Below are 12,776 nucleotides of genomic sequence, written 5' to 3'. Positions count from 1 at the left end.
CTCCTCGAGAATGAATAGTTTCGGTTTTGGTGGCTGCCTGCCAGCTGCAGCGAGGAGGTCAAAATGAACAGGTTTCGCTGGCAGGAGGGTCTGATCAAGATGGTCGGCCTCTGGCCGTTCATCTCACTGATGGTTATCTTTATCGGCTTGCCAACTGATGGCCGAACCGTCGCATTGGCGGACGCATCTCCTCCATCGCTTGCGCCCATGTTGGAGCGCGCGGTGAAGAGTGTGGTGAACATCTCGGCAACGGGAAAAGCCGCCGAAGAGATCGATCCGCTTCTTCAGGACCCGTTCTATCGCCGGTTTTACGGCTTGTCGGAAGTAATGCCGCCACAGGCTTTTTCCTTTCAGTCGGTAGGTTCCGGCGTTATCATCGATGCACAGCATGGAATGGTTCTTACAACTTACCATGTGGTCGAGCATGCCGACGCAATAACCGTCACTCTCAACGATGGAAAAACAGTCGAAGCAAGATTGGTCGGTTCGGATTCGGAAACGGACCTTGCCCTGATCGAAATCGAGACTGAGGGCCTCTCCGCGATGCCGGTCGGCAATTCCGACGGCCTGAAGGTTGGAGATTACGTGGTTGCTATTGGCAATCCCTTTGGACTTGGGCAAACCGCGACGATGGGCATCATCAGCGCTCTCGGCAGACCAGGTTTGGGCAACGATAATCTCGAGGAATTCATCCAGACAGACGCATCCATCAATCCTGGCAATTCCGGCGGTGCATTGGTCAATCTTCACGGGGAACTCATCGGCATCAACAACGCTACGGCAGGGAGCGCTCTCGGCATCAGTTTTGCCACACCAAGCGCCTTGGCCAAACGTGTTGCCGATGAGCTGGCAGCGCATGGCAAGGTTAACCGGGGAGAGCTTGGCGTTGTCGTTCAGGACATGACCCCGAAGCTGCGTCTCGCACTCAAGATCAGCCGTGACCCTGGTGTTCTTGTAAGCCAGGTCAAAGCCGGCTCTGCAGCGCAGCGCAGCGGCATGCTTGCTGGCGATGTCATTACAGCCATTGACGGGCACCCGGTGAAGGATGCGTCTGAATTTCGACGGAAGATCAGCAGCCTGGCACCGGGCTCGGCAATCCGGCTTTCAATAGCAAGATCTGACAAATCGCTCGAAATCACCGCACGGCTTACCGACAAGGAATCTGATCATGCCTCGGAAGCCACAACAGCCTTTCTCGACTCCATCGTTCTGCTCGACATCAAGACAGAGGCAAAGCCGATTGGCCAGGCGAATGGAGCGCTTGTCCTTGCGATTGACAAGGACAGCAGGGCTGCCGCCGCTGGTCTTGTCGAAGGTGACATTATCGTCAGCATAAACCGGCAAGCCGTTCACTCATCCGAAGAAACACTCGATTTGGCCCGGCGAAGCGCACACCCGCTGCTGCTTGGCATCTATCGCGACAATGTCATTCAGTTTTTGGCCGTTGAATAAAGTAACCCCGACAACAAGGGCAAGTGCCAGATTGGACAGAGCCTCCAATGTCAGATTTGATTGAAAAAGTGCGATTTTTAGGCGAACCGAGGTCCTATGGCGGTACGGCCAAGCATGTGGAGGCGCACGAAACTCACATGTCCTGGGTCTTCTTGACCGACAATTGGGTCTACAAGCTCAAAAAGCCGGTCAAATATCCATTTCTGGATTTCAGCACGTTAGAGAAGCGGCAGTTCTATTGCCAGGAAGAGTTCCGGCTCAACCGTCGGCTCGCAAGTGAAACGTACACTGCCGTTGTCGCACTACGCCGCAAGCCCTCAGGACGCTTGACGCTTTCAAACGAGGGTCAAATCATCGATTGGCTGATGAAGATGCGACGCCTGCCAGCAGATCATATGTTGGATGCTCGTATTCGCCAAGGCTGTGTAAAGCGAGATGATATCTGCAGAATTGGCGAATTGCTTGCCGCTTTTTATAAACGCTGCTCTCAAGCGCCGGTAAATGGCAATGCTTACCTGCACCATTTCAAACACGAGCAGGCGATCAATCGTTCGATCCTGCAGCGATCCGAGTTTGGATTATCCGATCTCGTGGGCAATGCACTCGATACGGTGGACGAGGCGCTCATATTGCTCAGACCTCTTGTTAAGTCACGCATTTCACGTGGTATAATTGTCGAAGGACATGGTGACCTTCGTCCCGAGCATATTTGCCTGACGGATCCGCCGCAGATCATTGATTGCCTCGAATTTAATCGAGCGATGCGCATTATTGATCCCTACGATGAAGTGAACTATCTGGGGTTGGAATGCGATATGCTTGGCGCCACTTGGATAAGGCTGCTCCTTTACAAAGTCCTGGAACGAAAACTCGGGGACCCGCCGACCGCACAATTGATGGCCCTGTATGGCGGGTTTCGGGCCTTGCTCAGGGCGCGGCTGTGTATCGCCCACTTGCTCGATAGTCCACTGCGACATCCCGAAAAATGGCGACCGCTTGCTCTTCTCTATATCGCGGCGGCTGAAAGGGAATGCCTTAGGCTACGGCCTGTACGGAATGTGCGCATGATCTAAGTTGAGAAGCGTCTATCATCTCGTACCATGAGTAGCGGGCCATAAATTTCGAAGCGATTTCTGCATTGAATTTCGAACCTGGGTAATTTCTCCCTGTGAGATATGCCGGTCCATGAGTTTGAAGACAGCGGCAACGGCGACGTTTGAGTTGTCGAGTGGGTCATTCTTAAAATCACTTGCAACCTGTTCGATAAAATCCTGCTTCTTCCTCTTCCATACAGGGGCTGTCGAGGGATCCCACTCTTCGAAGAAGACGCCTCTGATAACGATAGGCAACTGTGCCGATAGATCCGCGACTTCTTCAATCGACAGAAAATCCCGCAGTGTGTGGAGCACTGATCGCAAGAGTCGGTAGGCGCGACCTTTGTCGTCCCAATTCAAGTCATCATCCAACTCGTTGACCCACTGTTGAGCTTGCTGGGCTCCATGGGTGAAAGCGGCGATGGTAGTGTTGCTCATTGACGGACCTCCCGAAAGTCTGTCCGTTACATACAGGGCATGTCGGGTTTGATTGCATTGAGCCAGATCAAAAATCGGCAATCAGAGTACACGTCGGGCAACGTTTGCTCGTCCCCTACTCCGCGCTGGACGGGACCTTCAATCTTCGTCACCCAGCAGGTCGGTTATGGATTTGTTGCTATGGAGCCGCCGGATCGCTTCGCCAATCAATGCAGCCACAGGTACAATCTCGATCTTTGCATGTGGTTCCGAGCCAGTTTGATGGGATAGCGGGACGCTGTCAGTCACAACAACGCGATTTACAGCGGGACTGTTGAACAGTGCCTCGCAACCCGGGTTGAAAAGCCCATGTGTGGCGAAAACATAGACAGCCTTCGCGCCACGTTCGCGGCAGGCATGCGCTGTACGAAGCATTGTACCGCCGGTGCTGATCATGTCATCGACGATAAAGACCGCTGATCCCTTCACGTCGCCGGCAAAAAGTTCACCCGAAACAACGTTGCGGCTACGTCGCTTTTCCATGAAGCCGAATCCGACTTCTTTGCCTTGAACTGCTTCCAAAGTTTCTTTTAGCAGCTGGGCGCGCTTCATGCCGCCGCTGTCGGGCGAGAACACGATAAGCGGCAGCTCTTTGGCCAACCGCCGTATTACCGGGACAAAGAGTTTGCGGACGTCGAGATGCACTGTTTGACATCGAAAGGCATTCTGGAAAACTGCAATGTTATGGACTTCAAGGGTTATCACTCGGTCGGTCCCGACCGCCTCAAAAAGCCGGGCAACATAGCGCGTGGTTACGGGATCACGTGATTTCGTCTGTCGATCTTTACGTGAGTAGGCCAGATAGGGAACAATCGCCGTGATGCTGCTGGCACCATTGTCGCGACAGGTCGCAATGAAGAAGAGGAGCTTGCACAGTTTGTCGTTTACGGAGGCCACGCTTCCTCCAGCGAGGCTTTGAAGAACATAAACGTCCTTGCCTCTGACGCTGACCAGGGGCCGTGCCTTGTGTTCGCCATCCTTGAAGTCGCGTTCCTCATGCGGCGCAACAGGGATTGAAAGCATCTCTGCTACAGCGACGCCAAGATCGTTCGTGTCGTTTAGAACAAACATGCGCATGCGAGCTATATACCACGTCATGTCTAACAGCGTTTGACGTGCATCAAAAGACTTTCCAATGATGGCCAGTAAGCCTTTGGGGGTCACTGTTCCGATCCTAAAAGGCAGGCAATGATGTCGGTGGATGCCAGCGCCAGGGAACAGTTCCGGAACCATAGCTGCGGCTTCGCCAATGAAGCTGTATGATAAATACATTGCCATAGCGGGTCGCGACGAGGCGGGCCTCTTGAATGCGCAGGGTGACAACGGCTTTTTGCGTTCGGGCCTATCGGCGTGGCGCGCCCTTATTGGCGAGTGCTGAAAATGGAGACGCAGAGGGAACGAACATAAAAGCCGAAAAACCTGCCCTACCAGGGAAAATGTTGGCCGCGGGTAATCTTGTACATATGAGCATTCTATTCGAGATTGTCCCCATTGTAAGGAACGACAAGGTAGCTTTCGTCCATACTTGCACTCGCGAACCGCAGCAGGTGAGGGTTGCACTTTAGCTCTCCAGAATGATCTCGGCGTGATCGATGACCTGGATCTCAACCAATGACGGCGCAAGAGCACGCGCGTCGAATACATTCTTCTAGGGCCGCTGGCTGCGATGGCTGAGTGTATTCGATGGACATTTCACCGGCCGTCTTTCAAACTCAACAAATAGGCGACAACATTACTAATATCGTCCTTCGTCAGTATGAGGTTTGGCATTGTGTGATGGGATGTTCTGAGAAATGCATACAAGGCCATTTCAGTGGTTCCTGGGGTTTTGGCAATTGCGTCAAAGGTCGGCGCTTGCGGATTTGGAGAGGAAGGCTGCCCGCGCTCGACTGCGTGGCAGCCAGCGCAGACTTGCTGTGCGAACACTGAACCCCGCTGCGGATCACCCACCACTTGTGCATTGAGGCTCGCCGGTACTGCTGTGAGAACCATCCCGACTGCAAAGCCACACAGGTGTCTCATGACCACCCCTCCGTGTTCTTTCTACCCTATCGGACAGGACGGCGAATAGCCAGCGGCCAAAGATGGCAAGGCCGTTCTCACTTGCGGATTGTAAGGCTAATAACGCCCACAATTTTCCAGCAGAAGCCGATTTCGCAGGACCAACTGTCCGATTTGAGCACAATGCGAGGATTGAGAATAAGCTTTGCTTGCCACACTTTGCCAATGGAAACCTATAGCGTGCGCCAGGGCGGTAAATTCTAGATCGAAGATGCGCGATTAAATAGAGGGGCTCCACCCGCACTATCGTATGCAGGTCAATGCAGGCTGGCCAGACTGCCAGAAAATCCATCGATCTATGGTCGTTTTTTCCGTCAATCGTGCTTGGCCTTCGCAAGATCAAGCCCGAAGGCGGCTCGCGCACGCGGGCCTTGGAAATAGGCACGCAGCCAAGGATCGGGTGAAGTCAATATCGTTTCAATTGTGCCGGCCGCGATGATCGTTCCTGCGGCCAAGGCGGCAATTCTATCGCAAACCGTATGCAAACTATCGAGGTCGTGTGTGACCATGAAGACCGTGAACTTCAGCGTCTCGTGAAGGGCAATGAGAAGTTCGTCGAACTCCCCCGCTCCGATCGGATCAAGTCCAGATGTGGGCTCGTCAAGAAAGACTATTTCGGGATCGAGGGAAAGCGCTCGCGCGAGCGCCGCGCGCTTGGTCATGCCACCCGACAGCTCTGATGGATATTTTTCAGCAGCATCCGGGCTCAGCCCCACCATCTCGATTTTGAGCATGGCCAGTTCGTCAAGAAGCTCGTCTGATAGATCGAGAAATTCGCGCATCGGCACTTGGATATTTTGCTTTACAGTCAGAGACGAAAACAACGCTCCATGCTGGAACATGATACCCCATCGTTGTTCCAATGCCCGTCTGGCAACTGGCGGTAGTTCATCGAAATTCTCACCGAACACTTCAATGGTTCCCAGACGTTTCGGTAACAGGCCAATGATAGCGCGAGTGAGCACCGACTTGCCCGACCCTGAGGCGCCGACGAGCCCAAGAATTTCGCCGCGATAAACCTCCATATTGAGATGATCGAGAATAATCTTGTTACCGAGCTCGACGACGAGATCACGCACCCGGATCACAACCTCGGGGTCTCCGTTCGGTGAGCGATTCGGTTGAGGGGGCATCGCAATAGCACTCCAGTTTGCAGGTATAAGAGCCGAACGGGCATCATTAGCTGCCAACCATATTGCTTTTAAGCGCCCACTCAGCAGGTCCCTTTTTCCAGTGTTTCACGCAACTTCATGTTTGCATTGTTTTAGGTCAATTTCGGCAACGCGCCGACAATGACGGTGCTCTGGGGATCCCAGTTATTCGGACATCACTTGATGTCAATGGCCGCCGTGACAGCTGGCACATTTGAATCGAACGCAATCTCTGGCAGAATTTGAGATGGGGAAGCGGCCAGGCGAGGCTCGACACGGTCTCGAGTGCAAATCATTGGCATAAGCATTCGCACATTTCGACTTCGCGGCGCGATGACGTATCCCGGGAGAGGCTATCGCTGAGCGCAGTCAGGGCCGTAACGATCCCATACCCCGGCATCCCCGGTGAGCATGCCTGCCGTGTGCACCCCGAGGGATGCTCCCAGGCCAACAATTGAGGTTCACTTATCGCCGCGGATCGCGATGCGCTTGGCATTCGTCGTATCAAACTTTCCTCGACAACAGGCATGGATAGCCGGGCAGTTCATCGACGCGGCTCGATCGTCATTTACCGCAGCAACAACGCCATTATTTTAAGAACGATGCCAAGGGGAATGCGATAGCTCATGGCAGACACGCGCAATCCGTAAGTCACAGCTGACCTTCTTGCCCATGCAAATTACGCGGATCCAGGCTGATGATCCGCGATTCAAGCAAACCCAAGAAGGGACGCAATCCTGGGAGGATCTTGTGACGTGCGATTGGTAATGTGAACCATTGCGCTCGATCAACCTCGGCAAAGGACTGCAGACGGCCGCTGTGGCGTGGCCATTCCATCTCGAACGTTTCACTGCGGAAGGAAGATGCATCCAGGTCCCCCTCCGCTGCATAAGCGATAACGATCTTGCCGCTGCGTTGTCGTATCTGCCCGAGCAGATGCAGCGGCTCATCCACTGTAGTTCCAACTTCCTCGGAAAATTCACGCCTTGCTGCAGATTCCGATCCCTCTTCGTCCAGATACTCGCCCTTAGGCATCGACCAGGCGCCGAGGTCGCGCCGGCTCCAGAACGGCCCGCCGGGATGGACCAGAAGGACCTTAATTCCTTCATCGGTTCGCTTATACATCAAAATACCAGCGCTTTTCTTACCCAAAATAACCTCGAACAAGTTATCACTGCAGCTCCGTTTACTAGTGCCGCAGGAGTAGGGGACGGACTGCGGGATGATTGAATTCAGGGGCTATGTTCAGCGGCCATTCGCGCCAATGGGTGGGATGGACATCAAGATGGGCTTGCGTCTGAGCGGCGATCCATCCGTTACGCGTCCGTCGGCAGGGAAAGACGAGCGCATGTGTACCCTCTTGGTCAATGACGGCCAATTCGAGATCGCGATCGAACGGAGCGGTGCAAACAGTCTGCCACATGGACCCATTCAAAGACGACCTGCTTGAATACGCCTTGATCTGGATCATTCCCCGTCAAAAATATGAGTGTGTAGCAGTGTTTATTCATGGATAGCAGAAAGGTGTTTTTCCGAGTGGTATTTTGATCCAGCGCAATGCGGCAGAACGTTCCCGGCCTATTTTGAGTGGGATTGATCTTTACCGGGAGGGAAGTGAATGCCCCATAAACGTCTTTTGTTCCACTCGGCTGCACGCGAGAAAATCCTCAGCGGCGCGACACAACTCGCCGACGCCATTCGGGTAACATTGGGTCCGAAATCAAAATCGGTGCTGATCCAGAAGAAATGGGGACAGCCCATTGTCTGCAATGATGGCGTTACCATTGCCAAGGAAGTGGAGCTAAAGGATCCCGAGGAAAATCTAGGCGCTCAGGTGCTGCGGCAGGCGGCAGTGCGCACAGGAGAAGCTGTCGGGGATGGCACGAGCACGTCCACAATTCTCGCTTACGCCATTTTCGCGGACGGTGTGCGCAACGTTACGGCGGGGGCAAGCGCAATCGATTTGAAACGCGGGCTCGAACGCGGGACAAGGGCTGCAGTCGAGGCGCTCAAGGATATGTCGCGCCCAGTGCGGACACGCAAGGAAAAGGCGCAGGTGGCCGCTATCTCCGCTCATAATGATGTCAACGTGGGAGAGCTCATCGCAGATGCTCTGGAAAAGATCGGCGATGAAGGCGTAATTTCGGTGGAGGAATCAAAGACCACGGATACAGTCCTCGAAGTGGTGGATGGCATGCAGTTCGACCGAGGCTTTATCTCCCCCTATTTCGTAACCGATCCGGAAAAAATGGAGGCGGTACTGGAGGACTGCTGTATTTTGATCAGTGACAGAAAGATCGGATCCCTGAACGACATGGTTCCCTTGCTGGAACAGGTCGCCAAAAGTGGACGTACACTCCTGATTGTCGCCGAGGATGTGGAGGGAGAGGCGCTTGCCACATTAATCGTCAATCAGATTCGCGGCGTACTAAAAGCGTGCGCTGTGAAATCGCCCGGCTTTGGAGACCGGCGCACGGCCATGCTTGAGGATATCGCCGTGGTTACGGGAGGGCAGGTGATTTCGGAGAATCTTGGTTTCAAGCTGGACACCGCAACCATCGAGCAGCTGGGGCGGGCTGCCCGGATCGTTGTCGACAAGGATACGACGACAATCATAGGCGGCATGGGGCAGCACGAAAAGATCAAGGCGAAAATCCAGCAGATTCGGCATGAGATCGACAAGTCCACAAGCGATTATGATCGCGAAAAACTGCAGGAACGTCTTGCCAAACTGGCCGGAGGCGTCGCCGTTGTTCGTGTTGGCGCCCCGACAGAGGGGGAGATGAAGACTCGCAAGGACGCTTTTGATGACGCCATCAGTGCTACGAAAGCTGCCGTTGCCGAGGGCATCGTGCCGGGCGGTGGCCTCGCTTTGCTTCGTGCCATTGATGCAGTAGCGCATGAAGAGGCCAATTGCGGCGGTGACGAGCGAACGGGCGTGCAAATCCTCAAGCGGGCTCTGGAAACGCCGGCGCGACAGATTGCCGAAAATTCGGCAGTCGATGGTGGCGTCGTTGTTGCGCGAATGCTCGAGAAAGCAGGTACCATAGGGTTCGATGCCTCACGCAATCAATACGTTGACCTCATCGAGACCGGCATCATCGATCCCACCAAAGTCGTTCGCATTGCCTTGGAGAACGCTGTTTCGACGGCCAGCGTGATGCTGCTCACAGAAGCAACCATGACAGAAATGGCAGAAGAGACGAAAGACCCTCGACCGGAGGTGGGTATGTCGCTTTGAACCTCCAACTTCATGGAGATTGATAATATGGAAACGCCCGTCAAGATCGAGTTTCAAGGTATGGAGCCAATCGAAACCATTCGCTCCAGGGTTATGAACTGCCTAAGCCGGCTCGAGCAGCGCGTGGCCGCATTACTGCGTGCCGCGTGGTCGTTAAAGGCTCGAGTGGACGTCACCAAACTGGGGGCATTTATGAGGTCAACATGTGGCTTTCTCTGCCGGAAGGTCGCCAGGTTGCGGTCGAGCACACAACGCAGGACGATGAACGCTATGCTGATCTTGCCTACTCGATCAACGATACGTTCAAGCGTGCGCGCCGACAGTTGCAGAATCAGGTTCGCCTTATGCAACGGCAAACGAACAGGCACGTGGTTAGCCCGGTCGCCAGCGTGAAGCGCCTTGAGAGTAAAGGTTTTGGCTTTCTGGAGACCAGCGACGGACGTGAAATCTATTTCCATCGCAACAGTGTTCTTGACGACCAGTTCGAAAAGTTGAGCGCCGGCATCCGTGTCACTTTCACGGAGGAGATGGGAGAAAAAGGGCCGCAAGCAAGCACGATCAAATGTTTGAAACGGCACAAATTGCGCGTCTGAACATGGGCATGACTCTTGCACGCTAACCTCTAATTATCCAGATGCGGAAAAAGAAGATGGAACACGTTAAAATCCCACGAAACACATGGCTGGTCGTCTGTGACGGCGCCAAGGCCCTTGTTCTGCGCAACGATGGCGATGCCGAACTGCTCAACCTCATACCGGTCAACGTAAGGTTCGAAGTGCATCCTCCCACTCGAGAACAAGGCAGCGACCGGCCGGGGCGTGTTTATCAATCGCAGGGAACGGCACGTAGCGCGATGGAGGAAACAGACCGGCATTCTGAAGCGGAGCGAACCTTTATTGCCAAGGTTGCAGAGTGGCTCAATTCGCATGTTCAGGACAACACGATAAAGCAGCTTATCCTGATCGCACCGCCCAAAGCGCTCGGCACCTTGCGCGAACACCTCTTGCCCTTGGCACGCGCAACGGTTAGCGCGGAAATTGCCAAGGACCTCGTCAAATTGCCGATCCCGGAAATCGAAAAGCATCTTGCCGCTTGAACATGGCGGCCAGGTGTTTTGCGGCTGCATTCATTACGGCTGCGACAAGCTCATTCGATGTTGGGCGACAGCAAGTCGAGATACTTTTCCGGCGGCGGTACGAGTGGACTTTGGTCGAGAGGATTGGCGTTTGCCCGTTCAATGGGGTGCAGCTGAAATCGTGAGCTCCCACGATGTGTGTCACGTTGCCCACACGCGTTCGATGCAGAAGTCACAGAAAAGGAAGGCAGCTCAGCGATAAACAAGAACAGGAATCTTCGAGTAGGTGAGCACTTTCAAGGTAACGCTTCCCAGCAACAGCGCGCCGATGCCCCGCCGCCCGTGGGAAGCCATTATTATCAGATCGCAGCTGTTCTTTTCGCCCGCGTCGATGATGGCCTGAAAAGGTTCATCGCTTTCAACCTGAACCGATCGGCATGTAACGCCAAGCTGCTTGGCTTTTAATTCGGCATCAGTGAGAGCCCTTGCTCCTTCCATGCGCACAAATTTTTCGTACTCAGCGCGTGTGCCGCGAATTTGGTCGGGGTCCGCCGTTACAATCTGGAATGGTTCCAAGACCGTGATTACTGTTACGCCTGCATTTGCGTCCCGAGCGAACTCGATACCTTTATCAACTGCCAGCGTGGCAAGTGCGGAGCCATCGGTCGGAATGAGTATGTGACTGAACATGATAATTTCCTCTTTTCAATATCATGCATTGGAAAGGAGAGCCGGTCTTTGATCCGCATCAATCTGCTGATTTGAAAGGGGGCTAACATCGGGCGGGTGTTGATCGAGTGGATATAGCTATCACTCGAGCTGGACAGCTTTGTTAATGGCATGAGGCAGGTGAGACGGCACCAAGGCACCGGAGGCAAACAAACAATGGACTCTAGCGTGCAGATTGAGATGGCAAAACAGCTGATTCCGGTTGTGGTGACGGCAGGCAGTGCAGTCATTCAGATCGGAAAAGATGGCCTGCGAACCCGCCTCAAAGCGATGCCTCCCCACTGACGAAGACCGACGTAGCCCGTGAGAAAATCATCAAAAAGGCTCTCTTCAATCCATATCCTGCAATTCCGATGATCGGCGAAGAGAGCTTCTCTTCGATTCAAGTTCAAGCATCCGGGTCTAATTATTGCTTTGTCGTCGATCCTATCGATGGCACCCGCGAATTCATCGAAGGGCGTGGTGACTTCACGGTTAACATCGCGCTGGTGGCCGACAGCTTTCCCATCATCGGGATCATCTATGCCCCCTGCCAGCGAACGACTATTCTTCGCCGTAGACGGGCAGGCCTACGAGTGCGAAGTTCGCTGACAGGTTGATGGAGGTGCTCCATAGCGTCGGCGCGCCGTGGGCGAGATCGGACCTTCAATTGTCAATCCGCCGAACCACCCAAGGCCTATGGCCGCATGAACGCCTGGACTTCCTCGGGCGTCACCTTGCCATCCTTATCGGCGTCCACTTTGTCGAAGATTCGCTTATGGATGGTCGTCACTTCTTCAAAGGAAAGCGCACCATCGCCATCAACGTCAGCGACAGCGAACATGACCTTCATCATATGGCCGCGCATACCCATCATCGGCATGCCGGACTGCATCATATTTCGACCCATCATTCCGGGCTGAGCTGGCTGTCCCTTCTGGCCTTGATTGCCCATCTCGTCGGAGTCGGGCGATTGGGTCGCCTGTGAAGTTGTCGTATCGGCATGGTGTGGATCGGCCGTTTGCGCAAGAGCAGCACTCGACACGCCGACGGCAACGATGGCGGCTAGTATGGCCGCACGTGGCAATGTATTGAACGTCATATGGCCTCTCCTTGGTCCATGTTCCTGAGATCCGTTCGATGTCACTGGCATTCCTTGCCCTTGTATGTCGTGGTCTCACGGCAGCGGCGCCACCATAGGTTTCATACGACCATAGGCTAAAAAACATGTGTCGGATTTGCGCTAGATCAATGGCCGCAGATTGATTGAAGAAGCGAGCAGTCGCGGAGGCAAGGCTGTGCCATCTAAGCTAACTCAACAAGCCATATCTTAGGATCGATGATCATTGTTCTGGCGCAAACCGATGCGGCTGAGCTTGGGAGACGCCAGAGGACGACAGCCCGCCAGAGTCTTTGCTTCCACACCAAAATTGCTTCGCGAACCGTGCGATCACCCGGCAACTCAGGAACATACAAGAGATGCTGCGTCAGATACGACGTTGGGGTCGTAGGTAAGC

At 54.1% G+C, this 12,776-nt stretch carries 13 protein-coding genes and 1 pseudogene; 7 read left to right on the top strand and 7 right to left on the bottom strand.

Annotated features, from left to right (window positions below; translation table 11 throughout):
* The first annotated feature begins 63 nt into the window (after positions 1-63).
* Entirely contained in the window at positions 64-1,452 is a 1,389-nt protein-coding gene (locus FHS21_RS15490; protein WP_183662633.1) for a Do family serine endopeptidase, read from the top strand.
* 47 nt (positions 1,453-1,499) lie between these two features.
* Entirely contained in the window at positions 1,500-2,525 is a 1,026-nt protein-coding gene (locus FHS21_RS15485) for a hypothetical protein (RefSeq protein ID WP_210283528.1), read from the top strand.
* 15 nt (positions 2,526-2,540) lie between these two features.
* Here the strand turns inward: FHS21_RS15485 and FHS21_RS15480 are convergent, their stop codons facing one another.
* The 5 genes from FHS21_RS15480 to FHS21_RS15460 form a co-directional block, all read right to left on the bottom strand.
* The gene (locus FHS21_RS15480; RefSeq protein ID WP_183662629.1) at positions 2,541-2,984 is read right to left on the bottom strand and encodes a DUF2267 domain-containing protein; all 444 of its coding nucleotides are present in this window, start codon (positions 2,982-2,984) and stop codon (positions 2,541-2,543) included.
* Between the two features lie 138 nt (positions 2,985-3,122).
* Positions 3,123-4,100 carry a ribose-phosphate diphosphokinase gene (locus tag FHS21_RS15475; protein ID WP_183662627.1) on the bottom strand — a complete coding sequence of 326 codons (978 nt, stop codon included), beginning with the start codon at positions 4,098-4,100 and terminating at the stop codon, positions 3,123-3,125.
* A gap of 615 nt (positions 4,101-4,715) precedes the next feature.
* Entirely contained in the window at positions 4,716-5,015 is a 300-nt protein-coding gene (locus tag FHS21_RS15470; protein WP_183662759.1) for a c-type cytochrome, read from the bottom strand.
* A 383-nt stretch (positions 5,016-5,398) separates the two neighbouring features.
* Positions 5,399-6,217, bottom strand: coding sequence for an ABC transporter ATP-binding protein (locus FHS21_RS15465; protein ID WP_183662625.1), 819 nt, complete (start codon positions 6,215-6,217; stop codon positions 5,399-5,401).
* A 669-nt stretch (positions 6,218-6,886) separates the two neighbouring features.
* Positions 6,887-7,387 carry an NUDIX hydrolase gene (locus tag FHS21_RS15460; RefSeq protein ID WP_183662756.1) on the bottom strand — a complete coding sequence of 167 codons (501 nt, stop codon included), beginning with the start codon at positions 7,385-7,387 and terminating at the stop codon, positions 6,887-6,889.
* A 70-nt stretch (positions 7,388-7,457) separates the two neighbouring features.
* Here FHS21_RS15460 and FHS21_RS31365 point away from each other — a divergent pair, with 70 nt between their 5' ends.
* From FHS21_RS31365 to FHS21_RS15440, 4 genes are all read left to right on the top strand, one after another.
* Complete coding sequence (locus FHS21_RS31365; RefSeq protein ID WP_183662624.1) at positions 7,458-7,685, top strand: hypothetical protein; 228 nt, start codon at positions 7,458-7,460, stop codon at positions 7,683-7,685.
* Positions 7,686-7,853: 168 nt separating this feature from the next.
* Positions 7,854-9,476 carry a chaperonin GroEL gene (gene groL, locus FHS21_RS15450; RefSeq protein ID WP_183662622.1) on the top strand — a complete coding sequence of 541 codons (1,623 nt, stop codon included), beginning with the start codon at positions 7,854-7,856 and terminating at the stop codon, positions 9,474-9,476.
* A gap of 203 nt (positions 9,477-9,679) precedes the next feature.
* The gene (locus FHS21_RS15445; RefSeq protein ID WP_246411050.1) at positions 9,680-10,069 is read left to right on the top strand and encodes a cold-shock protein; all 390 of its coding nucleotides are present in this window, start codon (positions 9,680-9,682) and stop codon (positions 10,067-10,069) included.
* 56 nt (positions 10,070-10,125) lie between these two features.
* Positions 10,126-10,572 carry a baeRF12 domain-containing protein gene (locus FHS21_RS15440; protein WP_183662620.1) on the top strand — a complete coding sequence of 149 codons (447 nt, stop codon included), beginning with the start codon at positions 10,126-10,128 and terminating at the stop codon, positions 10,570-10,572.
* A gap of 231 nt (positions 10,573-10,803) precedes the next feature.
* Here the strand turns inward: FHS21_RS15440 and FHS21_RS15435 are convergent, their stop codons facing one another.
* Positions 10,804-11,241, bottom strand: coding sequence for a universal stress protein (locus tag FHS21_RS15435; protein WP_183662618.1), 438 nt, complete (start codon positions 11,239-11,241; stop codon positions 10,804-10,806).
* A gap of 317 nt (positions 11,242-11,558) precedes the next feature.
* On the opposite strand from FHS21_RS15435, the pseudogene FHS21_RS15430 reads away from it, so the two are divergent.
* A pseudogene (locus FHS21_RS15430) lies at positions 11,559-11,879 on the top strand (inositol monophosphatase family protein); the annotation flags it as partial.
* A gap of 77 nt (positions 11,880-11,956) precedes the next feature.
* On the opposite strand, the gene FHS21_RS15425 reads toward FHS21_RS15430, so the two are convergent.
* On the bottom strand, positions 11,957-12,361 hold the full coding sequence (locus tag FHS21_RS15425; RefSeq protein WP_183662616.1) for an EF-hand domain-containing protein: 405 nt from the start codon (positions 12,359-12,361) through the stop codon (positions 11,957-11,959).
* Between the last annotated feature and the right edge of the window lie 415 nt (positions 12,362-12,776).

The sequence above is a fragment of the Phyllobacterium trifolii genome (assembly GCF_014192095.1).
Classification (GTDB): domain Bacteria; phylum Pseudomonadota; class Alphaproteobacteria; order Rhizobiales; family Rhizobiaceae; genus Phyllobacterium; species Phyllobacterium trifolii.
The sequence above is the reverse complement of the archived record's forward strand: the minus strand, read 5'-3'. Positions and strand labels throughout refer to the sequence as shown.

Coding starts and splice junctions, on each gene's coding strand:
- FHS21_RS15485 (WP_210283528.1), top strand. CDS start 1,500: ATGTCAGATTTGATTGAAAAAGTGCGATTTTTAGGCGAACCGAGGTCC.
- groL (WP_183662622.1), top strand. CDS start 7,854: ATGCCCCATAAACGTCTTTTGTTCCACTCGGCTGCACGCGAGAAAATC.
- FHS21_RS15490 (WP_183662633.1), top strand. CDS start 64: ATGAACAGGTTTCGCTGGCAGGAGGGTCTGATCAAGATGGTCGGCCTC.
- FHS21_RS15445 (WP_246411050.1), top strand. CDS start 9,680: ATGTGGCTTTCTCTGCCGGAAGGTCGCCAGGTTGCGGTCGAGCACACA.
- FHS21_RS15440 (WP_183662620.1), top strand. CDS start 10,126: ATGGAACACGTTAAAATCCCACGAAACACATGGCTGGTCGTCTGTGAC.
- FHS21_RS15480 (WP_183662629.1), bottom strand. CDS start 2,984: ATGAGCAACACTACCATCGCCGCTTTCACCCATGGAGCCCAGCAAGCT.
- FHS21_RS31365 (WP_183662624.1), top strand. CDS start 7,458: ATGATTGAATTCAGGGGCTATGTTCAGCGGCCATTCGCGCCAATGGGT.
- FHS21_RS15425 (WP_183662616.1), bottom strand. CDS start 12,361: ATGACGTTCAATACATTGCCACGTGCGGCCATACTAGCCGCCATCGTT.
- FHS21_RS15435 (WP_183662618.1), bottom strand. CDS start 11,241: ATGTTCAGTCACATACTCATTCCGACCGATGGCTCCGCACTTGCCACG.
- FHS21_RS15475 (WP_183662627.1), bottom strand. CDS start 4,100: ATGCGCATGTTTGTTCTAAACGACACGAACGATCTTGGCGTCGCTGTA.
- FHS21_RS15470 (WP_183662759.1), bottom strand. CDS start 5,015: ATGGTTCTCACAGCAGTACCGGCGAGCCTCAATGCACAAGTGGTGGGT.
- FHS21_RS15465 (WP_183662625.1), bottom strand. CDS start 6,217: ATGCCCCCTCAACCGAATCGCTCACCGAACGGAGACCCCGAGGTTGTG.